This is a genomic window from Pseudomonas sp. HMSC066A08 (genome assembly GCF_001813025.1).
Lineage (GTDB): Bacteria > Pseudomonadota > Gammaproteobacteria > Pseudomonadales > Pseudomonadaceae > Pseudomonas > Pseudomonas aeruginosa.
The window spans coordinates 474,252-498,045 of record NZ_KV811348.1; the positions used below are offsets into that span (position 1 = coordinate 474,252).

At 65.0% G+C, this 23,794-nt stretch carries 20 protein-coding genes; 3 read left to right on the forward strand and 17 right to left on the reverse strand.

The features are described 5' to 3' along the window. Positions 1 to 33: 33 nt before the first annotated feature. The 3 genes from gfnR to yedF all read left to right on the forward strand — a co-directional run bounded on the left by gfnR (position 34) and on the right by yedF (position 2,458). The gene (gene gfnR / locus HMPREF2886_RS25985; RefSeq protein ID WP_003098564.1) at positions 34 to 942 is read left to right on the forward strand and encodes a glutathione-dependent formaldehyde neutralization regulator; all 909 of its coding nucleotides are present in this window, start codon (positions 34 to 36) and stop codon (positions 940 to 942) included. Positions 943 to 1,017: 75 nt separating this feature from the next. Beyond that, the gene (gene yedE / locus HMPREF2886_RS25990) at positions 1,018 to 2,244 is read left to right on the forward strand and encodes a selenium metabolism membrane protein YedE/FdhT (protein ID WP_042167077.1); all 1,227 of its coding nucleotides are present in this window, start codon (positions 1,018 to 1,020) and stop codon (positions 2,242 to 2,244) included. Next, on the forward strand, positions 2,210 to 2,458 hold the full coding sequence (yedF, locus tag HMPREF2886_RS25995; protein ID WP_003092358.1) for a sulfurtransferase-like selenium metabolism protein YedF: 249 nt from the start codon (positions 2,210 to 2,212) through the stop codon (positions 2,456 to 2,458). The genes yedE and yedF overlap by 35 nt, the downstream gene beginning before the upstream one ends. A 60-nt stretch (positions 2,459 to 2,518) precedes the next feature. On the opposite strand, the gene ispD is transcribed toward yedF, so the two are convergent. From ispD to rseP, 17 genes are all read right to left on the reverse strand, one after another. Next, positions 2,519 to 3,223, reverse strand: a complete 705-nt coding sequence (gene ispD, locus HMPREF2886_RS26000) for a 2-C-methyl-D-erythritol 4-phosphate cytidylyltransferase (RefSeq protein ID WP_031638792.1) — start codon at positions 3,221 to 3,223, stop codon at positions 2,519 to 2,521. A gap of 19 nt (positions 3,224 to 3,242) precedes the next feature. Beyond that, a complete protein-coding gene (ftsB, locus tag HMPREF2886_RS26005) occupies positions 3,243 to 3,527 on the reverse strand; it encodes a cell division protein FtsB (protein WP_033974053.1) in 285 nt (94 codons plus the stop codon). 64 nt (positions 3,528 to 3,591) lie between these two features. After that, the gene (gene eno / locus HMPREF2886_RS26010; protein WP_033975667.1) at positions 3,592 to 4,881 is read right to left on the reverse strand and encodes a phosphopyruvate hydratase; all 1,290 of its coding nucleotides are present in this window, start codon (positions 4,879 to 4,881) and stop codon (positions 3,592 to 3,594) included. A gap of 45 nt (positions 4,882 to 4,926) precedes the next feature. Continuing rightward, positions 4,927 to 5,772, reverse strand: coding sequence for a 3-deoxy-8-phosphooctulonate synthase (kdsA, locus tag HMPREF2886_RS26015; protein ID WP_003092365.1), 846 nt, complete (start codon positions 5,770 to 5,772; stop codon positions 4,927 to 4,929). 2 nt (positions 5,773 to 5,774) lie between these two features. Next, positions 5,775 to 7,403 (reverse strand): CTP synthase, encoded by a 1,629-nt coding sequence (locus HMPREF2886_RS26020; protein ID WP_003092366.1) that lies wholly within the window; start codon positions 7,401 to 7,403, stop codon positions 5,775 to 5,777. Between the two features lie 170 nt (positions 7,404 to 7,573). Then, on the reverse strand, positions 7,574 to 8,902 hold the full coding sequence (gene tilS / locus HMPREF2886_RS26025; RefSeq protein ID WP_070748662.1) for a tRNA lysidine(34) synthetase TilS: 1,329 nt from the start codon (positions 8,900 to 8,902) through the stop codon (positions 7,574 to 7,576). A 69-nt stretch (positions 8,903 to 8,971) separates the two neighbouring features. Then, entirely contained in the window at positions 8,972 to 9,922 is a 951-nt protein-coding gene (gene accA / locus HMPREF2886_RS26030) for an acetyl-CoA carboxylase carboxyl transferase subunit alpha (RefSeq protein WP_003109333.1), read from the reverse strand. Positions 9,923 to 10,071: 149 nt separating this feature from the next. After that, positions 10,072 to 13,593 (reverse strand): DNA polymerase III subunit alpha, encoded by a 3,522-nt coding sequence (gene dnaE, locus HMPREF2886_RS26035; RefSeq protein ID WP_033972621.1) that lies wholly within the window; start codon positions 13,591 to 13,593, stop codon positions 10,072 to 10,074. 129 nt (positions 13,594 to 13,722) lie between these two features. Continuing rightward, on the reverse strand, positions 13,723 to 15,138 hold the full coding sequence (locus tag HMPREF2886_RS26040; protein WP_003092370.1) for an alanine/glycine:cation symporter family protein: 1,416 nt from the start codon (positions 15,136 to 15,138) through the stop codon (positions 13,723 to 13,725). Positions 15,139 to 15,354: 216 nt separating this feature from the next. Further along, a complete protein-coding gene (rnhB, locus tag HMPREF2886_RS26045; RefSeq protein ID WP_033867875.1) occupies positions 15,355 to 15,960 on the reverse strand; it encodes a ribonuclease HII in 606 nt (201 codons plus the stop codon). Continuing rightward, positions 15,960 to 17,096 (reverse strand): lipid-A-disaccharide synthase, encoded by a 1,137-nt coding sequence (lpxB, locus tag HMPREF2886_RS26050; protein ID WP_033972632.1) that lies wholly within the window; start codon positions 17,094 to 17,096, stop codon positions 15,960 to 15,962. The genes rnhB and lpxB overlap by 1 nt, the downstream gene beginning before the upstream one ends. A 3-nt stretch (positions 17,097 to 17,099) precedes the next feature. After that, positions 17,100 to 17,876, reverse strand: a complete 777-nt coding sequence (lpxA, locus tag HMPREF2886_RS26055) for an acyl-ACP--UDP-N-acetylglucosamine O-acyltransferase (protein ID WP_003092373.1) — start codon at positions 17,874 to 17,876, stop codon at positions 17,100 to 17,102. Continuing rightward, positions 17,873 to 18,313 (reverse strand): 3-hydroxyacyl-ACP dehydratase FabZ, encoded by a 441-nt coding sequence (gene fabZ, locus HMPREF2886_RS26060; protein ID WP_003092375.1) that lies wholly within the window; start codon positions 18,311 to 18,313, stop codon positions 17,873 to 17,875. The genes lpxA and fabZ overlap by 4 nt, the downstream gene beginning before the upstream one ends. A 45-nt stretch (positions 18,314 to 18,358) precedes the next feature. Beyond that, a complete protein-coding gene (lpxD, locus tag HMPREF2886_RS26065) occupies positions 18,359 to 19,420 on the reverse strand; it encodes a UDP-3-O-(3-hydroxymyristoyl)glucosamine N-acyltransferase (RefSeq protein ID WP_033975675.1) in 1,062 nt (353 codons plus the stop codon). Beyond that, complete coding sequence (locus HMPREF2886_RS26070) at positions 19,420 to 19,926, reverse strand: OmpH/Skp family outer membrane protein (protein WP_003098586.1); 507 nt, start codon at positions 19,924 to 19,926, stop codon at positions 19,420 to 19,422. Before HMPREF2886_RS26070 ends, lpxD begins: the two co-directional genes overlap by 1 nt. Positions 19,927 to 19,976: 50 nt before the next feature. Continuing rightward, positions 19,977 to 22,364, reverse strand: a complete 2,388-nt coding sequence (bamA, locus tag HMPREF2886_RS26075) for an outer membrane protein assembly factor BamA (protein ID WP_070748664.1) — start codon at positions 22,362 to 22,364, stop codon at positions 19,977 to 19,979. A 70-nt stretch (positions 22,365 to 22,434) separates the two neighbouring features. Further along, positions 22,435 to 23,787: a sigma E protease regulator RseP gene (rseP, locus tag HMPREF2886_RS26080; RefSeq protein WP_003098594.1), complete on the reverse strand. Its 1,353-nt coding sequence runs from the start codon at positions 23,785 to 23,787 to the stop codon at positions 22,435 to 22,437. Positions 23,788 to 23,794: the final 7 nt, after the last annotated feature.

Sequence of the window (23,794 nt, forward strand, 5' to 3'; positions counted from 1 at the left end):
TCAAAACATTATTGCTATACAGGGACAATCCAGATGAATCGCTGGGAAGGACTCGACGAATTCGTCGCTGTCGCCGAAACCGGACAGTTCACCGCGGCAGCCGAACGCATGGGGGTTTCCTCGTCGCACATCAGCCGCCAGGTCGCCCGCCTGGAGGAGCGCCTGCAGACCCGCCTGCTCTACCGCAGCACCCGGCGAGTGTCGCTGAGCGAAGCCGGACAGACCTTCCTGCAACATTGCCAGCGCCTGCAGGACGCCCGCGACGAAGCCCTGCGCGCGGTCAGCGACCTCTCCGCGGAGCCCAAGGGCCTGCTGCGCATGACCTGCGCGGTGGCCTACGGCGAACGTTTCATCGTGCCGCTGGTGAATGCCTTCATGGCCGACTATCCGCAACTGCGGGTCGACATCGAGCTGTCCAACCGCCAGTTGGACCTGCTCCACGAGGGCTTCGACCTGGCCATCCGCCTCGGCCGCCTGAGCGATTCGCGATTGGTCGCCACACGGTTGGCGCCACGCGTCATGTACCTCTGCGCCACCCCGGAATACCTGCGCCGCCACGGCACTCCGCAGTCGCCGGCGGAACTCGGCCAGTTCAACTGCCTGATCGGCAGCAGCGACCTGTGGAGCTTCCTCGAGGACGGCCGGGAAACCCAGCACCGGGTCCAGGGCAACTGGCGCTGCAACAGCGGCCAGGCGGTGCTCGACGCCGCCCTGCGCGGCTTCGGCCTGTGCCAGCTGCCCGACTACTACGTGATCGAGCATCTGCGCAGCGGCCGCCTGGTCTCCCTGCTGGAAGGCCACCAGCCGCCGAATACCGCGGTATGGGCGCTGTACCCCCAGCAGCGTCACCTGTCGCCGAAAGTCCGGCAACTGGTGGACTATCTCAAGGAAGGACTTGCGCAATCCCATCCGGGACTCGCCGGGGAGAAAAACCTGCGCTGAAGCAGTAAGGCGATTCGCCGCTGCGATAGACTTGGCGGTTTCCCGTTCCACCCGCTATCGATTCAAGGAAGTCGCATGTCTGCCCTCAATGCGTTTCGCCAACGCTACCTGGTGAGGTTCTGGTCGCCGCTGCCGGCGCTGGTCGCCCTCGGCGTCGCCTCCGCCTACTACTTCGCGCTCACCGGTACCTTCTGGGCGGTGACCGGCGAATTCACCCGCTGGGGCGGCCACGTGCTGTCCTGGTTCGGCTACCAGCCACAGGACTGGAGCTACTTCAGGCTGATCGGCCTTCAAGGCACGCCGCTGGACCGGATCGACGGAGTGATGATCATCGGCATGTTCCTCGGCGCCCTGTGCTGCGCCCTCTGGGCCGGCAACGTCAGCCTGCGCTGGCCGACCAGCAAACGCCGCCTGCTACAAGGCCTGGTCGGCGGTATCGTCGCCGGCTTCGGTGCACGCCTGGCGATGGGCTGCAACCTGGCGGCGTTCTTCACCGGCATCCCGATGTTTTCCCTGCACGCCTGGGCCTTCATGTTCGCCACCGTCGGCGGCGCCTGGATCGGTGTGAAGATCAGCCTGCTGCCGTTCCTGCGCACGCCGCTGAAGGTCGGTGCCACGGCCAGCGCCCTGCCCGACGCCGAAAGCCTGGCCCGACGCGCACGCCTGCAAGCCCGCCTGGGCCTGGCGGTGCTGGCGCTCGCCGCGCTGTTCGCCGCCTGGCGCTTCGAGGTGTCGCTGGTGCTGGGCATGGCCTGCCTGTTCGGCCTGCTGTTCGGCGGCCTGATCGAGCGCGCGCAGATCTGCTTCACCAGCGCCGCACGGGACCTCTGGACCACCGGCCGGACCCGCGCCGCCTTCGGCATCCTGCTCGGCATGGCGGCCGCCTGCATCGGTACCTTCGCCGCGATCCGCCTGGGCGTCGCGCCGAAGATCTTCTGGATGGGCCCGAATGCGATCATCGGCGGCATTCTCTTCGGCATCGGCATCGTCCTCGCCGGCGGTTGCGAGACCGGCTGGATGTACCGCTCGATGGAGGGCCAGGTGCACTTCTGGGTGGTCGGCATCGGCAACGTCATCGGCGGAACCCTGGTGGCGGTCTTCTGGGACCAGTTGGGCACCCGCCTCGCCCTGCCCTATCCCAAGCTCAACCTGCTGGAAAGCTTCGGGCCCGGCAACGGCCTGCTATTGACCTTCGCCGGCCTGGCCCTGTGCCTGCTGCTGGTGCAACTGAACGCCTCCCGATTCACCCGACCGCGGAAACCGAACCATGAGCCAGACCGACAAACCGACCCTGTCGCTTGACCTGCGCGGCGAACATTGCCCGTACAACGCCATCGCCACCCTGGAAACCCTGGCGACCATGCAGCCGGGCGAACGCCTGGAAGTGGTCACCGACTGCTCGCAATCGGTCCACGGGATTCCCGAAGATACCCAGCGCCAGGGCTACAAATGCCTGGCGGTGGAGCAGCACGGCGCGCTGTTCCGCTTCCTCATAGAGGTGCCGCTGGAAAGCTGAACGAGCGAGTCTGCAACGACGAGAAAGCCGACCCGAGGGTCGGCTTTCTCGTGCCAGGGATCAGTGCGGAAAACTGCGCTGCAGGCGCAGCAGGTCTTCCGGGGTGGTGATCTTCAGGTTGTCGGCGCGCCCTTCCACCAGCTTCGGCGCATAGCCGGCCCACTCCATCGCCGAAGCCTCGTCGGTGATCGCCACGCCGGCCACCAACGCATCGGCCAGCGCCCGGTGCAGGGCGCCGAGGCGGAACATCTGCGGCGTATAGGCCAGCCAGACCACCGAGCGGTCGATGGTTTCACTGACCCGGCCGTCGCGGTCGGCGCGCTTGAGGGTATCCCTCGCCGGCACCGCCAGCAGCCCGCCGACCGGATCTTCGGCGAGTTCTTCGAGCAGGCGGTCGAGGTCGCCGCGGGTCAGGTTCGGCCGCGCGGCGTCATGCACCAGCACCCAGTCGTCGGCCTGTGCCCCCAACTCCAGCAGGCGCAGCAAACCGTTCAACACCGAGCCGGCGCGCTCGGCGCCCCCGGCGGCGCGCTGCACATGCCGGCTGGCGGCGCAGTCCAGCCCGGGCCAGTAGGGATCGTCCTCGGCCAGGCAGACCACCAGCCCCCTGAGCATCGGGTGTTCGAGGAAACAATCGAGGGTGCGCTCGATCACGGTGCGACCGGCAAGATCGAGATATTGCTTCGGGCGGTCGGCGCGCATGCGCGAACCCACGCCGGCGGCGGGGATCACCGTCCAGAAGGCGGGAAGGTCGGAAGTCGTCATCGGGAGAAGGGTCGTCAGCTCACTTGGCGAGCTGGTAGAGGGTTTCGCCGTCCTTGACCATGCCGAGCTCGTGCCGCGCACGCTCTTCGACGGTCTCGGTGCCTTTCTTCAGCTCGGCGACTTCGGCTTCGAGAATCCGGTTGCGCTCCAGCAGGCGCTCGTTCTCGCCATGCTGGTCGGCAATCTGCTTCTGCAGGTCGCGCACCTGCGCCAGGCTGCCATCGCCGACCCACAGGCGATATTGCAGGCCCGCCAGCGCCAGGACCAGCACCACGAACAGCCAGTAGGGGCTACGTAACCTCAAGCCTCGAACTCCTTGAGAAGAAAAGGGGTGGCTCTTGCCACCCCTTCACCGTACCAGACTAGGCTCAGCCACGGAATTCCGCGCGACCACGGTACGGCGCCTTGGCGCCCAGTTGCTCTTCGATGCGCAGCAACTGGTTGTACTTGGACACGCGGTCGGAGCGGCACAGCGAACCGGTCTTGATCTGACCGGCGGCGGTACCCACGGCCAGGTCGGCGATGGTCGAGTCCTCGGTTTCGCCGGAGCGGTGCGAGATCACCGCGGTATAACCGGCGGCCTTGGCCATCTGGATGGCTTCCAGGGTCTCGGTGAGCGAGCCGATCTGGTTGAACTTGATCAGGATCGAATTGCCGATGCCCTTCTCGATGCCTTCCTTGAGGATCTTGGTATTGGTCACGAACAGGTCGTCGCCGACCAGTTGGACCTTGGCGCCGATCTTGTCGGTCAGGCCTTTCCAGCCGGCCCAGTCGGACTCGTCCATGCCGTCCTCGATGGAGATGATCGGGTAGCGCTGGGTCAGGCCGGCCAGGTAGTCGGCGAAACCGGCGGCGTCGAATACCTTGCCTTCGCCTTCCAGGTCGTACTTGCCGTCCTTGAAGAACTCGCTGGAGGCGCAGTCCAGGGCCAGGGTCACGTCATCGCCCAGCTTGTAGCCGGCCTTCTCGACGGCCTCGGCGATGGCGGCCAGGGCGTCTTCGTTGGACGACAGGTTCGGCGCGAAGCCGCCTTCGTCACCGACGGCGGTGTTCAGGCCACGGGCCTTCAGCACGGCTTTGAGGTGATGGAAGATCTCGGCGCCCATGCGCAGCGCCTCGGCGAAGTTCTTCGCGCCGACCGGCTGGACCATGAACTCCTGGATATCGACGTTGTTGTCCGCATGCTCGCCGCCGTTGATGATGTTCATCATCGGCACCGGCATGGAGTACTGGCCGGGGGTGCCGTTGAGGTCGGCGATGTGCGCGTACAGCGGTACGCCCTTGGCCTGTGCGGCGGCCTTGGCGGCAGCCAGGGACACCGCGAGGATCGCGTTGGCACCCAGCTTGGCCTTGTTCTCGGTGCCGTCCAGCTCGATCATCGCCTGGTCGAGGGCTTTCTGGTCGGCCGCGTCCTTGCCCAGCAGCAGGTCGCGGATCGGGCCGTTGATGTTGGCCACGGCTTTCAGCACGCCCTTGCCCAGGTAACGGCTCTTGTCGCCATCGCGCAGCTCGAGGGCCTCGCGGGAACCGGTGGAAGCACCGGAAGGCGCGCAGGCGCTGCCGACGATGCCGTTGTCCAGGATCACGTCCGCTTCAACGGTAGGGTTGCCGCGGGAGTCCAGGACCTCACGGCCCTTGATGTCGACGATCTTTGCCATTCTTGTTAACACTCCGAAGTGAATGAACGGGGCGGTCTGAGGAGACTAGGCAGTCTCGATTGCAGGAAAGCTCTTGATCAGCTCGTCCAGTTGCTTGAGCTGGGACAGGAAGGCTTCGAGTTTGTTCAGGCGCAGCGCGCATGGACCGTCGCACTTGGCGTGTTCGGGGTCCGGATGGGCCTCGAGGAACAGCCCGGCGAGCTTCTGGCTGAGCCCGGCCTTGGCCAGGTCGGTGACCTGGGCGCGCCGGCCGCCGGCGGAATCCGCGCGACCGCCGGGCATCTGCAGGGCGTGGGTGACGTCGAAGAATACCGGGTACTCGAACTGCTTCATGATGCCGAAGCCGAGCATGTCGACCACCAGGTTGTTGTAACCGAAGGAGGAGCCACGCTCGCAGAGGATCAGGCGGTCGTTACCGGCTTCCTCGCACTTGGTCAGGATGTGCTTCATCTCCTGGGGCGCGAGGAACTGGGCCTTCTTGATATTGATCACCGCGTTGGTCCTGGCCATCGCCACCACCAGGTCGGTCTGCCGCGAGAGGAAGGCCGGCAGTTGGATGATGTCGCAGACCTCGGCCACCGGCTGGGCCTGGAACGGCTCGTGGACATCGGTGATGACCGGTACCTTGAAGGTCTTCTTGATCTCTTCGAAGATCTTCATTCCCTCTTCCAGGCCCGGACCACGGAACGAGTGGATCGAGGAACGGTTGGCCTTGTCGAAGCTGGCCTTGAACACATAGGGGATACCGAGTTTCTCGGTAACCCGTACGTATTCTTCGCAGACCTGCATGGCCAGGTCGCGCGACTCCAGCACGTTCATGCCGCCGAACAGCACGAACGGCAGGTCGTTGCCGATCTGGATATCGCCGACGCGAACGATCTTCTGTGCCATGCTCAGGCCTTCCCGGAATATTTCAGCGCGGCGTTGACGAAACCGCTGAACAGCGGGTGGCCATCACGCGGTGTGGAGGTGAACTCCGGGTGGAACTGGCAGGCGACGAACCACGGATGCTCCGGGGCCTCGACCACTTCCACCAGGGCGCCGTCGCCGGAGCGGCCGGAAATCTTCAGGCCGGCCTGCTCCAGTTGCGGCAGCAGGTTGTTGTTCACTTCGTAGCGATGGCGATGGCGCTCGACGATCACGTCCTTGGCATAGCAGTCGTGCACCAGGGTGCCGGTCTGCAATTGGCATTCCTGGGCGCCCAGGCGCATGGTGCCGCCCAGGTCGGAAGCTTCGGTGCGGATCTCGGTGGCGCCGGTCGCGTCCTGCCATTCGGTGATCAGGCCGACCACCGGATGGCCGCTGGACTTGTCGAACTCGGTGGAGTTGGCGTCGCTCCAGCCGAGCACGTTGCGGGCGTATTCGATGACCGCGACCTGCATGCCCAGGCAGATGCCCAGGTAGGGGATCTTGTTCTCGCGGGCGTACTGCACGGTGCTGATCTTGCCTTCCACGCCGCGCAGGCCGAAGCCGCCCGGGACCAGGATGGCGTCGACGCCTTCCAGCAGGCTGGTGCCCTGCTGCTCGATGTCTTCGGAGTCGATGTAGCGCAGGTTGACCTTGGTGCGGCTCTGGATGCCGGCGTGGGTCATCGCCTCGATCAGCGACTTGTACGCGTCCAGCAGTTCCATGTACTTGCCGACCATGGCGATGGTGACTTCACGCTCGGGGTTGAGCTTGGCATCGACCACCCGGTCCCATTCGGACAGGTCGGCCTGCCCGCACTCCAGGCCGAAGCGCTCGACGACGATGTCGTCTAGGCCCTGGGCATGCAGCACCGACGGGATGCGGTAGATGGTGTCGACGTCTTCCAGGGCGATCACCGCGCGCTCCTCGACGTTGGTGAAGAGCGCGATCTTGCGCCGCGAGGAGACGTCGATCGGGTGGTCGGAACGGCAGACCAGCACGTCCGGTTGCAGGCCGATGGAGCGCAGCTCCTTGACCGAGTGCTGGGTCGGCTTGGTCTTGGTCTCGCCGGCGGTGGCGATGTACGGGACCAGGGTCAGGTGCATCAGCATCGCGCGCTTGGCGCCGATCTCGACGCGCAGTTGGCGGATCGCCTCGAGGAACGGCTGCGACTCGATGTCGCCGACGGTGCCACCGATCTCCACCAGGGCGACGTCGGCATCGCCGGCGCCCTTGATGATGCGCCGCTTGATCTCGTCGGTGATGTGCGGGATCACCTGCACGGTGGCGCCCAGGTAGTCGCCGCGGCGTTCCTTGCGCAACACGTCCATGTAGACGCGGCCGGTGGTGAAGTTGTTGTTCTGGGTCATGGTGGTACGAACGAAGCGCTCGTAATGGCCCAGGTCCAGGTCGGTCTCGGCGCCGTCCTGGGTCACGAAGACCTCACCGTGCTGGAACGGGCTCATGGTGCCCGGGTCCACGTTGATATAAGGGTCCAGCTTGAGCATCGTGATCTTCAGGCCACGCGCTTCCAAGATCGCAGCCAGAGAAGCCGAAGCGATGCCTTTCCCCAATGAAGAAACAACACCACCCGTGACGAAGATGTAGCGCGTCATGAAAAACCCTAGAAGTCAGCGTTTAGGCGGGATCAACCGCCGGGGATTCGGAGAAGGGAGGCCAGCTCCCGCCACGGACAAATCCGTGGGCAAAGCAAACTCCTGCTGATTCCGGAGGGAATCGGCGGGAGCAGTACAAGACGGGAGCGTAGTCTACTGGAAACGGCTTACTAGCTCAAACCCGGGTCGTTCGTCGGCGGGCTCCAGGACAGTCGCCAGCCCCCCTCGCGGGGACTGTCCAGGCCAGGAATGTTGGCCACCGCGAGCAGTTCGTCGGCTCGGAAGAGCAGCGGCAAACGACCGCGCAGGAAGCTCGGTACGCCCGCTTCGTTGAGCAATCGCTTGAGGTCGCGGCGACCGCGCCCGGCCAGGGCCAGCACCTCCCCACCCCGCCGGTAGTCGACGCGCAACGGCCCCGCCGGAACCTCGCCGAGCAACGCCAGCCGACCATTGCCGGGAAGAAGCAATGGATGAGCGGGACGCTCCCAGACGAACGGTCCCGCCGCCGCCCGCCAGTCCGCCGGCAACCACCAGATCCGCCCCGCGCCGCGACGCAGCTCGCCGCTCTCCAGGCGCCAGATCGGGTCGGCATCGTCGCCGGCATCGCGCAACGACTCCCAGCCGGCCCAGTGGTCACTGTCCGGCAACCGCGTCAGCTGCCCCAGCCAGGCCCGCAGCAGGTTGCGCTGGCGCGCAGCGCTGAGGCGGCGCAGAGGCTCCAGGGCGATCCGGGGCAGATCCAGCCAGTCCGGCCAATCCAGTTCCGAGGGTTGGCGGCAGGCCCGGAGGTCGATGGCGGCCAGTTCAGCCAGCAGGTCTTCGGCCTCGCGCAGATGCGCCGCGCAGCGCGCCATGCCGGCGACGGCCTGCGGCCAGTGGGAGGCGAGACGCGGCATGATCTCCCGGCGCAGATAGTTGCGCGAGAAGCGCGGATCCTGGTTGGAAGGATCCTCCACCCAGTCCAGCCGATGCGCCTGCGCATAGGCTTCCAGTTCGGCGCGGGAAACCCCGAGCAAGGGGCGGCACAGGCGGCGGCCGCCCAGCGGCCGGCTCGCCGGCATCGCCGCCAGGCCGCGCAGGCCCGCTCCACGCAACAGGCGGAACAGCAGGGTCTCGGCCTGGTCGTCGAGGTGCTGCGCGGTGAGCAGCACCTGTCCCTCGCCCAGGCTCGCCTGGAATGCGCGATAGCGGGCGTCGCGCGCCGCCTGCTCGATGCTGCCGCCAACGGCGACCTGCACCCGCTCGACCCGCAGCGGGATACCCAGCGACCGGCAGACCGCCTGGCAGTGCGCCGGCCAACCGTCCGCCGCAGCCTGCAAGCCATGGTGGACATGCAGCGCCGACAGCGCCGGCAAGGCTTCGCTCCGGGCCAACTGGGCGAGCAGATGCAGCAACACCGTGGAATCCAGCCCGCCGGAAAACGCCACGCACCAGCCCCCCGCTTCGCGCCAGGGCGCCAGGGCCTGTAACAGACGGGATTCGAGCGGCACTGCCGGCATGCTTGCGCTCCTCATGCGACAAGCCCGGCGAATGCCGGGCTTGTCGATCGTACCAGTGCGCCGGATGGCTTACGGCGCGCCGTAGCTCATCAGGCGGTCGTAACGACGCTCCAGCAACTCACCCATTTCCAGGCCCTGGAGCATCTTCAGTTGCGCCAGCAGTTCGCCACGGATCGATTCGGCCATGCTCGCCGGATCGCGATGGGCGCCGCCCAGCGGTTCGTCGATGACCTTGTCGACGATGCCCAGGCCTTTCAGGCGCTCGGCGGTGATGCCCATGGCCTCGGCGGCTTCCGGCGCCTTCTCGGCGGTCTTCCAGAGGATGGAGGCGCAGCCTTCCGGCGAGATCACCGAGTAGGTGGAGTACTGCAGCATGTTCAACTGGTCGCAGACGCCGATGGCCAGCGCGCCGCCGGAACCGCCCTCGCCGATCACGGTGGCGATGATCGGCGTCTTCAGCCGTGCCATCACCCGCAGGTTCCAGGCGATCGCCTCGCTCTGGCCGCGTTCCTCGGCATCGATGCCCGGGTAGGCGCCGGGCGTATCGATGAAGGTCAGGATCGGCATCTTGAAGCGTTCGGCCATTTCCATCAGGCGGCAGGCCTTGCGATAGCCTTCCGGACGCGGCATGCCGAAGTTGCGCCGGACCTTCTCACGGACTTCGCGGCCTTTCTGGTGGCCGATGACCATCACCGGGGAACCGTCGAGGCGGGCAACGCCGCCGACGATCGCCGGGTCGTCGGCGAAATGCCGGTCGCCGTGCAGTTCCTCGAAATCGCTGAACAGGTAGCCGATGTAGTCGAGGGTATAGGGACGCTTGGGATGGCGCGCGAGCTGGGCGATCTGCCAACTGGACAGATTGCCGAAGATGTTTTCGGTGAGCGCCTTGCTCTTGTCCTGCAGACGCGAGATTTCGTCGCTGATGTTCAGCGCATTGTCGTTGCCCACCAGGCGCAGCTCTTCGATCTTGGCTTGCAGGTCGGCGATCGGCTGTTCGAAATCAAGAAAGTTCGGGTTCATAGGCTTCCGTCGTGCGCAGATTCTAGTGGGCCGTTTCCGTTTGGCGCCCTACCTTACGGGATCGGGCGCCAGGGGTCGAGCCGGGAGCAAGGGCGATCCGCGTTTTCCCGCCGCAGAGCGCGGAACAACGGCGTTATCGCCCATCGCGATTAACGATAATTGAGGAAGACGTTGTCGCGCCCGAACTGGTCACGCAATGCCTGGATCAGATCGTCCGCCGGATCCACCCGCCAGCTCTCGCCGAACTGCAGCAGGGCCTTGGCGTCGGCGCTGGTGTAGTCCAGGGTGATCGGGCAGGAACCGCGATGGCGGTTGAACAGCTCGCCCAGCCAGCGCAGGCGGTCGCCCTTCAACAGGTCGGCGTGCAGCTTCATCCGCAGGCTCTCCGCCAGGCCGGTACGCGCCTCCTCCAGGCTCATCACGCGCTTGGCGCGCAGGCGCAGTCCGCCGGAGAAGTCGTCCTGGCTGACCTCACCCTCGACCACCACCAGCGCGTCGGTCTGCAGCAGCGACTGGGCCGCGGCGAAGGCTTCGGAGAACAGCGAGGCCTCGATCCGTCCGGAGCGGTCGTCGAGGGTGACGAAGCCCATCTTGTCGCCCTTCTTGTTCTTCATCACCCGCAGGTTGACGATCAGCCCGGCCACCGTCTGGGTATCGCGCGCCGGCTTCAGCTCGACGATGCGCTGGCGGGCGAAGCGCCGCACCTCGCCTTCGTACTCGTCGATCGGATGGCCGGTCAGGTACAGGCCGAGGGTGTCCTTCTCGCCCTTCAGACGTTCCTTGAGGGTCAGCTCCTTGACCTTGCGGTGATTGGCGTAGACATCCGCCTCCGGCTCGGCGAAGACTCCGCCGAACAGGTCCATGTGCCCGCTGTCGTGGCTGCGCGCGGTCTGCTCGGCGGCCTGGATCGCTTCCTCCATCGCCGCCAGCAGCACGGCGCGGTTGAGGTCGACGGTAGCCTGGTAGGCCTTTAGCTCGTCGTGGTAGTGCGGCCCCAGGCGATCCAGCGCACCGGCGCGGATCAGCGCTTCCAGGGTGCGCTTGTTGATGCGTTTCAGGTCGACGCGGTCGCAGAAGTCGAACAGGGTGTTGAACGGCCCGCCTTCGGCGCGGCATTCGGTGATCGCCTCCACCGGCCCCTCGCCGACGCCCTTGATCGCGCCCAGGCCATAGACGATCCGGCCATCGTCGTCGACGGTGAAGCGGAACTCGGAGTTGTTCACGTCCGGCGCCACGATGCGCAGCTTCATGTGCCGGCATTCTTCGATCAGCGTCACCACCTTGTCGGTGTTCTGCATATCCGCGGTGAGTACCGCGGCCATGAACGGCGCCGGGAAGTGGGTCTTCAGCCAGGCGGTCTGGTAGGAAACCAGGCCGTAGGCGGCCGAGTGCGACTTGTTGAAGCCATAGCCGGCGAACTTTTCCACCAGGTCGAAGATGTTGCCCGCCAGCTCGGCATCGATGCCGTTGTTCTTGCAGCCTTCGATGAAGCCGCCGCGCTGCTTGGCCATTTCCTCGGGCTTCTTCTTGCCCATCGCCCGGCGCAGCATGTCCGCGCCACCGAGGGTGTAGCCGGCCATGACCTGGGCGATCTGCATCACCTGTTCCTGGTACAGGATGATGCCGTAGGTGGGCTTGAGCACCGGCTCCAGGCCGGCGTACTGGTAATCGGGGTGCGGATAGGACAGCTCGGCGCGACCGTGCTTGCGGTTGATGAAGTCGTCCACCATGCCCGACTGCAGAGGACCCGGGCGGAACAGCGCCACCAGTGCGATGAGGTCTTCCAGGCAGTCCGGCTTGAGCTTCTTGATCAGTTCCTTCATGCCGCGCGATTCGAGCTGGAACACCGCCGTGGTCTCGGCCTTCTGCAGCAGCGAATAGGTCGGCTTGTCGTCCAGCGGGATGAAGTCGATGTTCACCGGCTCCAGGCCCTTCTTGGCCTGCTCGCGGTTGATGATCTCCATCGCCCACTTGATGATGGTCAGGGTCCGCAGGCCGAGGAAGTCGAACTTCACCAGGCCGGCCGCCTCCACGTCGTCCTTGTCGAACTGGGTCACCAGGCCGCCGCCTTCCTCGTCGCAGGCGATCGGCGAGAAGTCGGTCAGCTTGGTCGGCGCAATCACCACGCCACCGGCGTGCTTGCCGGTACCGCGGGTGATGCCTTCCAGCTTGAGGGCCATCTCCCAGATCTCGGCGGCCTCCTCGTCGCTCTTGAGGAAGTCGCGGAGCATTTCTTCCTGCTCGTAGGCCTTTTCCAGGGTCATGCCGACTTCGAACGGGATCATCTTCGACAGCCGGTCGGCGAGGCCGTAGGACTTGCCCTGGACCCGCGCCACGTCGCGTACCACCGCCTTCGCCGCCATGGTGCCGAAGGTGATGATCTGGCTCACCGCGTTGCGCCCGTAGGCATCGGCCACGTAGTCGATCACCCGGTCGCGGCCCTCCATGCAGAAGTCGACGTCGAAGTCGGGCATGGAGATCCGTTCCGGGTTGAGGAAACGTTCGAACAGCAGGTCGTAGGCCAGCGGATCGAGGTCGGTGATCTTCAGCACGTAGGCCACCAGCGAGCCGGCGCCCGAGCCCCGGCCTGGGCCTACCGGCACACCGTTGTTCTTCGCCCACTTGATGAAGTCCATCACGATGAGGAAGTAACCGGGGAAACCCATCTGGATGATGATGTCGAGTTCGAAGTTCAGGCGGTCGACATAGACCTGGCGCTTGGCCTCGTAGTCCGGGGTGTCCTTCGGCAACAGCACCTCCAGGCGCTCCTCGAGACCTTCGAAGGAAGCGTGCCGCAGGTAGTCGTCGATGCCCATGCCATTGGGCGTGGGGAAGTCCGGCAGGAAGTACTTGCCCAACTGCACCTCGATGTTGCAGCGCTTGGCGATCTCGACGGTGTTTTCCAACGCTTCCGGCAGGTCGCTGAACAGCTCGGCCATTTCCGCCGGCGACTTCAGGTATTGCTGGTCCGAATAGGTACGCGGCCGCCGCGGATCGTCGAGGGTCCGCCCCTCGCCGATGCAGACGCGGGTCTCGTGGGCCTCGAAGTCTTCCTGCTTGATGAAGCGCACGTCGTTGGTCGCCACCAGCGGCGCATTGCAGCGTGACGCCAGGGCCACCGCCGCGTGGAGGTGCTCCTCGTCGTTGACCCGGCTGGTACGTTGCACTTCGACGTAGAAGCGCTCGGGGAACACCTCCATCCACTCGCGCAACAGCGCCTCGGCCTTGGCCTCCTCGCCGTCGAGCAGCGCGTGGCCGATCTCGCCCTCCTTGGCCGCGGACAGCGCGATCAGGCCTTCCGCCGCCTCCTTGACCCAGTCGCGTTCGATGATGATCTCGCCGTTGCGCTGACCTTCGCTCCAGCCGCGGGAAATCAGCTCGGTGAGGTTGCGATAGCCTTTCGCGTTCATCGCCAGCAGGCTCAGGCGACTGAGCGGGCCATCTTCCTCGCGGCTGGCGAGCCAGATGTCGGCCCCGCAGATCGGCTTGATGCCGGCGCCCATGGCGGTCTTGTAGAACTTCACCAGCGAGCACATGTTGCTCTGGTCGGTGACCGCCACCGCCGGCATGCCCAGCCCTGCCACCGCCTTGGCCAGGGGCTTGACCCGGACCAGGCCGTCGACCAGGGAGAATTCGGTATGCAGACGCAGGTGAACGAAGGATACGGTCATGAAGGCCCCGGAGCAGAAATAACGCAAAAACGACAAGGCCCGGATTGTACCGGGCCCGGTGGCAAAGCTACAGGTTCAAGAGCGGACGATGCGCCTCGGCTGCGCCGAGAAGCCTCGCCCGCCCCGCGCTCAGGCGCGGCGGTCGTCCCAGATGCCCGGCTCGAGCTTCTGCTGGACTTCCGGGAACTGGCTGGCGTCGAAGGTCGGCAGCTTGCCGGCCTTGCGCTGGGCGTTGTAGTCCTTGGCCAGCTTGATCGCGAGGTTGGACAGCAGCAGGATGGCGATCAGGTTGGTGATCGCCATCAGGCCCATCGACACGTCGGCGAGGTTCCAGACGAACGGCAGCGAAGCCAGCGCGCCGAACATCACCATCGCCAGCACGATCAGGCGGAAGATCAACAGGCCCGCCAGGTGGTTGTGCTCGAGGAATACCAGGCAGTTCTCGGCATAGAAGTAGTTGGCGACGATCGAGGTGAAGGCGAAGAACAGGATGATCACCGCCAGGAAATAGCGGCCCCAGTCGCCGACCTGGCTGGTCAGGGCATTCTGCACCAGCATGATGCCCTCGCCTTCCTGCGGTCCGGCCAGCAGGATGATGGCGGCGGAAGCGGTGCAGATCAGCAGGGTATCGATGAACACGCCGGCCATCTGCACGTAGCCCTGGGACGCCGGGTGCGGCGGATAGGGCGTGGCCGAGGCGGCGGCGTTGGGCGCCGAGCCCATGCCTGCTTCGTTGGAGAACAGGCCGCGCTTGAAGCCGTTGAGGATCGCCGCGCCGATGCCGCCGGCGGCGGCTTCGTGCCAGCCGAAGGCACTCTTCACCACCATCGCCAGGACACCCGGCAGTTCGCTGAGGTTGAACAGGATGATGCCCACCGCCAGCAGCAGGTAGGCCACCGCCATGAAGGGTACCGCCAGTTCGGAGAAGCGCGCGATGGAACGCAGGCCGCCGAAGATGATCAACGCGGTGAGGATCACCACGGCGATGCCGCTGATCCAGGTCGGCACGCCGAAGGCGCCCTGCATGGCACCGGTGATGGTATTGGCCTGCACCGAGTTGAAGACGAAACCGAAGGCGATGATCAGGAAGATCGAGAACAGGATGCCCATCCAGCGCGCGCCCAGGCCCTTCTCCATGTAGTAGGCCGGGCCGCCACGGAACTGCCCCTTGTCGTCGCGAATCTTGAACAACTGGGCCAGGGTCGCCTCGACGAAGCCCGTCGCCATCCCCACCAGGGCGATCGCCCACATCCAGAATACCGCGCCGGGACCGCCGAGCGTGATCGCCACCGCCACGCCGGCGACGTTGCCGGTACCGACCCGCGCCGCCAGAGAGGTGCAGAGCGCCTGGAACGAGGAGATTCCCGAGTCGTCCGACTGGCGGCTGCCCTTGAGCACGCTGAAGGTATGACCGAAGTGGCGGAACTGGATCAGCCCCAGGCGCACGGTGAAGTACAGGCCGCAACCGACCAGCAGCCAGATGAGGATCTTGCCCCAGATAAGGCCGTTGAGCAGGTCGACGACCTGAGTGGCGAATTCTTGCATGGATAACTCCCCTGTTCCGCTTGTGGCGGATTGTTGTCAGCCGACCTCCCGGGTAGAAGGCCGCGTGTTTCGGACACACACGGAATGACGTGCGAGCCGAAGGAAATTTCGCTGTGAATGGCACTTGATAGGAAGGGGCAGGACTTTCCGCTATTGACGTCGCCCGCCGCTTGTCACCAGGCGACGGATACGGTCAGCCACGCGACATCCGTTCAATTATTGAACAGAGACGTCCAGCAATTCGCGAACCGGCGCAAACGAGCGTCGATGGATCGGCGTCGGGCCGAGGCGGGAAAGCGCCTCGAGATGGACCGCGGTCGGATATCCCTTGTGCCCGGCCATGCCATAGCCCGGATAGACCCGGTCCAGTTCGACCATTTCCCGGTCGCGACTGACCTTGGCCAGGATCGACGCCGCAGCGATCGCCGGCACCTGGCTGTCGCCCTTGACCACCGGCGCGCTGGGCACCGCCAGCTTCGGACAACGATTGCCGTCGATCAGGGCCAGCCGCGGAGTCACGCTGAGGCCTTCGACCGCGCGCTGCATGGCGAGCATGGTGGCATGCAGAATGTTCAGCCGATCGATCTCCTCGACCTCGGCGCGGGCGATGCACCAGGCCAGGGCCTTCTCGCGGATCTCTTCGAACAGCGCCTCGCGGCGGGCTTCGCTGAGCTTCTTCGAGTCGTTCAGGCCGAGGATCGGGCGGCTCGGGTCGAGAATCACCGCGGCGGTGACCACCGGGCCGCACAACGGACCGCGACCGACCTCGTCGACGCCCGCGACCAGATCCTCCACCAGATTGAAATCCAGACCCAGTTGCATCAGCGGCGCTCCACCAGTTGCAGGACGGCTTCCGCCGCCTGTGCCGAGGCATCCTGGCGCAAGGCCCGATGGATGGCATCGAAGAATTCCACCTGCTGCGAGCCGTCGTCCAGCAGCGGCGAGAGGGTTGCGGCCAGCGCTTGCGGGGTCGCGGCGTCCTGGATCAGTTCCGGCACCAACAGGCGTCCGGCCAACAGGTTCGGCAGGGAGATGTACGGGCTTTTCACCAGGCGCTTGAGAATCCGATACGTCAACCCGGCGACCCGATAAGCCACCACCATCGGCCGCTTGTAGAGCAGCGCCTCGAGGGTCGCGGTGCCGGAGGCGATCAGCACCGCATCGCAGGCGGCCAGCGCTTCATGGGACGCACCGTCGAGCAGCGTCAGCGGCAGAGGCTCGCGGCCCTGGAGCATTTGCTCGATCTGTTCGCGTCGTGCAGCGCTGGCGCAGGGCAGCACGAAACGCAGGCCCGGCCGTTCGACGAGCAGCCGCTGGGCGGTATCGAGGAACAAGGCGCCAAGTTTGCCGACCTCTCCGCCACGACTGCCCGGCATCAGCGCCAGCACCTGTCCGTCCGCCGGCAATCCGAGCCGCGCGCGGGCCGCAGCGCGATCCGCCTGCAGGGGAATGGTGTTGGCCAGGGGGTGGCCGACGAAACGCACGGGCACCCCATGCTCTTCGTAGAAACGTGCTTCGAAGGGGAACAATGCCAGCATCAGGTCGCAGGCTTCGCGAATCTTCAGCACCCGCTTCTGCCGCCAGGCCCACACCGAAGGGCTGACGTAATGCACGGTGCGCAGGCCAGCCTGGCGCAGCTTGTGTTCGACGCCGAGGGTGAAGTCGGGAGCGTCGATGCCGATCATCACATCCGGGCGGGCCTCGATGAGCGTGCGGATCAGGCGCTTGCGCCGTCGCAACAACTCCGGCAGCCGGCCCAGCACTTCGACCAGGCCCATCACCGACAGGCGCTCCATGGGGAAATAGCTGGACAGCCCTTCGGCCTCCATGCGTGGGCCTCCGACGCCGATGAACTCGATATCCGGGTGCCGCACCCGCAGCGCCTGCATCAATCCGGACCCGAGGATGTCCCCGGAGGCCTCGCCGGCGACCAGGGCTACGCGCAATCTGTCAGCCATGGCTCAGCGGGTGATGCCGCGGGTTGCGCTCTGGATGGAGTCGCGGAACACCGCGACCTCGGGGAACTGGGCGGCGCTTTCGGCCAGCTCGGCCAGGGCTTCCTCGACGGTATGTCCCTGGCGATAGACCACCTTGTAGGCACGCCGCAGGGCATGGATGGCCTCGCTGCTGAAGCCGCGCCGGCGCATGCCTTCGAAGTTCATGCTGCGGGCTTCGGCCGGGTTGCCGAAGACCGTCACGTAGGCCGGGACGTCCTTGCCGATGGCGCTGCCCATGCCGGAAAAGCTGTGCGCGCCGATCCGGCAGTACTGGTGCACCAGGGTGTAGCCGGACAGGATCGCCCAGTCGTCCACGTGGACATGCCCGGCCAGCGCCGTGTTGTTCACCAGGATGCAATGGTTGCCGATCACGCTGTCATGGCCGATGTGCGCATAGGCCATGATCAAGTTGTGGTCGCCAATGGTGGTTTCCGCGCGATCCTGAACGGTTCCGCGATGGATGGTCACGCCTTCGCGGATCACGTTGTGGTCACCGATCACCAGGCGCGTCGGCTCGCCCTTGTATTTCAGGTCGGGAGTGTCCTCGCCGACGCTGGAAAACTGGTAGATGCGGTTGTGCTTGCCGATCTTCGTGGGGCCCTTGAGCACCACGTGCGGACCGATCACCGTCCCTTCACCGATCTCCACTTCCGCCCCGACGATGGACCACGGGCCCACCTGGACGTCAGCCGCCAGCCTGGCGCTCGGATCGATGATGGCGCGAGGATCGATCAAACTCATAGTTTGCGTTCCGCACAGATGATTTCAGCCGAGCATACCGGCTTGTCGTCGACGGTAGCGTGGCAGTCGAATTTCCAGATGCTGCGCTTCACGCTGATGAACTTGGCGTGCAGTTGCAGTTGGTCGCCCGGCAGGACCGGCTGGCGGAAGCGCAGCTTGTCCGAACCGACGAAGTAGTAGAGGGTGCCGTCGGCAGGCTTCACGTCGAGCATCTTGAAACCGAGGATACCGGCCGCCTGGGCCATCGCCTCGATGATCAGCACGCCCGGCATGATCGGGTGCTCGGGGAAATGACCGTTGAAGAACGGCTCATTGATACTGACATTCTTGTAGGCGCGAATGCGCTTGCCCTCGATGTCCAGCTCTACCACCCGATCCACCAGCAGGAAAGGATAGCGATGAGGCAGGTATTCGCGAATCTCGTTGATGTCCATCATGTTAGGGGGAGCCTGTTCAGAAAAGGGTGACGCAAAAAACGTCAATTACGCATCAGATGAAGCGTCACCGCTTGAGGTCACGGCAGCCAGGCGTTTTTCCAGCTGCTGAAGTCGACGCGCCATATCGTCCAGTTGACGAATGCGCGCGGCGCTTTTTTTCCATTCGGCCGCCGGTTGCATGGCGGTACCGGAGGAATACGATCCCGGCTCGGTGATCGAGCGGGTCACCATGGTCATGCCGGTCACGAAAACGTTGTCGCAGATCTCGATATGGCCGACCAGGCCAACGCCGCCGGCGAGCATGCAATGCCTGCCGATCTTGGCGCTGCCGGAAATGCCGACGCAAGCGGCCATGGCGGTATGATCGCCGATCTGCACGTTGTGCGCGATCATGATCTGGTTGTCCAGCTTCACACCGTTGCCGATCAGCGTATCGGACAGTGCTCCACGGTCGATGGTGGTGTTCGCGCCGATCTCGACGTCGTCGCCGATGGTCACCCCGCCGATCTGGGCGATCTTCTGCCAGACGCCCTTCTCGTTGGCGAAACCGAAGCCTTCGCCACCGATCACCGCGCCCGACTGGATGCTCACCCGCGCGCCGATGGTGACATCGTGGTAGAGCGTGACCCGAGGCGCCAGCCAACCGCCTTCGCCGATCACGCTACGGGCGCCGATCACGCAATGCGCGCCGATACTGACGCCAGCGCCGATGCGGGCGCCGCTCTCGATCACCGCATAGGCGCCGACGCTGGCGCTCGGATCGACCTCGGCGTCCGCCGCGACGATGGCGCTGGGATGGATACCGGCGGCCGCCTTCGGCTTGCGGTCGAACAGGTGCGACAGGCTGGCATAGGCCAGGTAGGGGTTGGCCACTACCAGCGCGGTACCGGCGAACCCGTCGGCGTCCGCAGCCGTCAGCAGGACGGCGCCGGCACGGCTTTCGGGCAGGTACTTGCGATACTGCGGGTTGGCCAGGAAGCTCAGATGAGCCGGTCCGGCCTCCTGCAAGGTCGCCAGGCCCTGGATCGGCAGGTCCGCGTCGCCACGAAGCTCCGCGCCGACATGCGCGGCCAGCTGGCCCAGGGTATAGGACAAGGTACTCATCATCAACGCAGCTGGTTCATCCGCTCGATCACCTGGCGGGTGATGTCGTATTGCGGCTTGACGTCGACCACGGCGCCACGCTCGATGACCATGTCGTAGCCGCCTTTCTTGATGGTTTCCTCGACGGCCTGATCCAGCTTCGGCTTGAGCTTCTTCAGCATGTCGCGGTCGGCGGCGGCCTTCGACTCGTTCAGTTCCTTGGACTGGAACTGGAAGTCGCGGGCCTTCTGCTTGAAGTCCAGCTCGGCCTTCTCGCGGTCGCCCTGGGACATCTTGCTGCCGTTGGAAACCAGCTTGTCCTGCAGCGCCTTGGCGTCGCGCTCGAGGTTCTTCAGCTTGTTCAGCTGGGGGCCGAACTTCTTCTCGGCATCCACGGCGTATTGCTTGGCGGCATCGGACTCGAGCAGCGCCATCTGGTAGTTGAGCACCGCGATCTTCATTTCAGCGAACGCCGAAGGAGCCGCCATGATGGCTGCGGTGATCAGGACGAACTGGGTGAACTTACGCACGATGCACTCCTGCACAAAGCATGGTTTCGTTACTCGGTACTACGTACAAATCAGAAAGTCTGGCCCAGGGAGAACTGGAAGACCTGGGTTTCCGCGTTGTCCGGCTTCTTGATCGGCGTCGCCAGGCTGAAGCTCAGCGGGCCCAGCGCGGTGATCCAGGTCAGGCCGACGCCCACGGAGCTGGCGAGGTTGTCGGTCTTGATGCCGTCGCAGTTGGTGGTGGTCTTGGTCGGGCAGTCGGTATCGAAGGTGCTACCCACGTCCCAGAACAGCACGGTACGCAACTGGCGCTGGTCCTTGACGAACGGCAGCGGGAACAGCAGCTCGGCGCCGCCGGTGATCAGGATGTTACCACCGAAGGCTTCGGGATCCTGGTCCGGGTCGGTGTAGCGGCCACGCTCATCAGGCCCAGCGATAACCTCACCCGCCTTGTTATATGCCTTGGACGGCGTACTGCGCGGTCCCAGCGTGCTGTCCTTGAAGCCCCGCACCGAGTTGAAGCCGCCGGCGTAGTAGTTCTCGTAGAACGGCAGGCGCTCGGTGGATCCGTAGCCGTCGCCATAGCCCAGCTCGGTGTGGAAGCGCATGGTGTAGTTGTCGGTCAGCGGGGCGAAGACCTGGCCACGGTAATCGATCTTGTAGAACGACAGGTCGCTGCCCGGCAGGGTGGTTTCCAGGGTCAGGCTCTGCGAGTGACCGCGGGTGGCCAGCACGCCCTTGTTCAGGGTCGATTCGGACCAGCCGATGGAGGCCTTGAAGTTGGTGAAGTTGTCGCCTTCCTTGTCGAGGAAGTCGTAGATTTCGTCCACGGTGTAGCGCCCGGTGTCGATCTGGTCGCGCTGCACGCTCAGGCCATAGGTCAGGCGCGAGGTCTCGCTGATCGGGTAACCGATGCTCATGCCGGCGCCCAGGCTGTTCACCGAGTAGCTGGCGACGTCGACGTCGAGTTCGTCGTAGTCGGTCTTCCGGTAGAAGGCGTTGTAGCCGAGGCTGACGCCGTCGACGGTCCAGTAGGGGTCGACGAAGCCAAAGTTGTAGCGGGTCTGGTATTCGCTGCGGGTCAGGCCGATGCTGACCTTGTTGCCGGTACCCAGGAAGTTGTTCTGGCTGATCGAGCCGCCGAGGATCAGGCCGGCGCTCTGGGCGAAGCCGACGCTGGCGGTGATCGAGCCGGACGGTTGCTCTTCGACGCTGTAGTTGACGTCGACCTGGTCGTCGGTGCCGGGAACCGCCGGGGTCTCGACGTTGACTTCCTTGAAGTAGCCGAGGCGCTCCAGGCGGGCCTTGGACTGGTCGATCAGGTAGGTGGAGGCCCAGCCGCCTTCCATCTGGCGCATTTCGCGGCGCAGCACTTCGTCTTCGGTCTTGGTGTTGCCGCGGAAGTTGATGCGGTTGACGTAGGCGCGCTTGCCCGGGTCGACGACGAAGGTCACCGAGACGGTCTTGTCGTCGTCATGGGCTTCCGGCACGCCGTTGACGTTGGCGAAGGTGTAGCCCTCGTTGCCCAGGCGACGGGTGATCAGGTCGGAGGTGGTGGTCATCACCTTGCGCGAGAACACCTGGCCCTTCTGCACCAGCAGCAGGCGCTTCACTTCCTCTTCCGGCACCTTCAGGTCGCCGGTCAGCTTCACGTCGCGGATGGTGTACTTCTCACCCTCGTTGATGTTGACGGTGATGTAGACGTGCTTCTTGTCCGGGGTGATGGATACCTGGGTGGAGGCGATATCCATGTTGATGTAGCCGCGGTCCAGGTAATAGGAGCGCAGGCGCTCGAGGTCGCCGGAGAGCTTTTCGCGGGCGTACTTGTCGTCGTTCTTGAAGAACGACAGCCAGTTGGTGGTCTTCAGTTCGAACAGGTCGGTCAGGTCTTCTTCGGAGAAGACGGTGTTGCCCACCACGTTGATGTGGGAAATCGCGGCGACCGTGCCTTCGTTGATGTTGATCTTCAGCGCGACGCGGTTGCGCGGCTGCGGGATCACTTCCGCATTGATCTCGGCCGAGTAGCGGCCCTGGGCCACGTACTGGCGTTGCAGCTCGTTGCGCACGCCTTCGAGGGTGGCGCGCTGGAAGATCTCGCCCTCGGCCAGGCCGGACTGTTTCAGGCCCTTGAGCAGGTCTTCCTTGGAAATCGCCTTGTTGCCCTCGATCTCGATGCTGGAGATCGACGGGCGCTCGACTACAGTGACTACCAGCACGTTGCCATCGCGGCCGAGCTGGATGTCCTGGAAGAAGCCGGTCTTGAACAGGGAGCGGGTGGCCTGGACCAGGGCCTGGTCGTCGATGGTCTCGCCGACATTCAGCGGCAGGGCAGCGAACACGCTACCGGCGGACACGCGCTGCAGGCCATTGACCCGGATATCGGAAACAGTGAAGGACTCGGCGTGAACCTCGGCGATCATCAGCGCTGACAGCAGCGCGGGTAGCAGAAAGCGTTTCATGGAGTCCTTTTTTTCCAACTGACAAATAGAGAATCTGCCGCAAAGGGCGGCAGATTCGAATTCAACATGACTACAGACGACTCAGATCGTTGACCAGAGCGAGCAACATCACGCCAACGACCAGACTGATGCCGATCTGCATCCCCCAAGCCTGTACCCGTTCGGATAATGGGCGCCCGCGCACCCACTCAACCAGATAGAACAGCAGATGCCCGCCATCGAGGACAGGGATCGGCAGCAGGTTGAGAACCCCCAAGCTAATGCTCAGATAGGCCAGGAAATTGAGAAAATCCCCCACGCCAGACTGGGCTGAAGCGCCCGCCACTTTAGCAATGGTTATCGGCCCGCTCAAGTTTTTTACCGAGAGCTCGCCGAGCAACATTTTCTTTATGGAGTCGAGCGTTAGCAGGCTCATGGTCCAGGTTCGCGAAAGCGCCTGACCCACCGCCTCCAGCGGTCCGTAGCTCACTTCGCGGAGCATTTCCGCCGGCCATTCGGTACCGGCGACCCCCGCCCCCATGTAGCCGCTCCGGGCCTTGCCCTCGCCACGCACCGCCAGCTCCAGGGCAACATCCAGCACTTCGCCGTCGCGCAGAACCTTGAGCTGGACGCGCTGCCCGGGACGGGCACGGACGCTATCCACCACCTGCTGCCAGTCGTCGACGGCGATGCCATCGATGCTCTGCAAGCGGTCGCCGAGCTTCAGCCCGGCGGCCTGGGCCGGCCCCTTGGGGTCGAGCTCGGCCAGCACCGGCGGCAAGGCCGGCCGCCAGGGCCGGATGCCCAGCGAGGCGATGGGATCGGGATTGTCCTCGCCCTTCAGCCAGCCATCCAGACGCACCTGGTGGGTGGAGTCGACATTCGAGCCTTTTTCCTGCACCCGCACTTCCAGCGTACCGCTCTCGCCGAGACGGCGAACCAGCTGCAGGTTGACCCCGTTCCAGCCGGTGACGGGCTCGCCATCCACCGCCAGCAGCTCCTGCCCGGCCTCCAGGCCGGCCTGGGCGGCCAGGCTCTCCGGCGCCACGGAACCGATGACCGGGCGTACCTGCTGGCTACCGAGCAGGGCGACGACCCAGAAGAACAGAATCGCCAGTAGGAAATTGGCGATGGGACCAGCCGCGACGATGGCGATCCGCTGACGGACCGTCTTGCGATTGAAGGACTGTTCGAGCAGATGGGCCGGTACTTCCGCCTCGCGTTCGTCGAGCATCTTGACGTAGCCGCCCAGCGGAATGGCCGCCACCACGAACTCGGTGCCGTGCCGGTCGTGCCAGCGCACCAGCGGCGTGCCGAAGCCGACGGAGAAGCGCAGGACCTTCACCCCGCAGCGTCGCGCGACCCAGAAGTGGCCGAATTCGTGGAACGTCACCAGCACACCCAGGGCTACCAGGGTGCCGACGATCATGTAAAGCGCACTCATCTCCTAC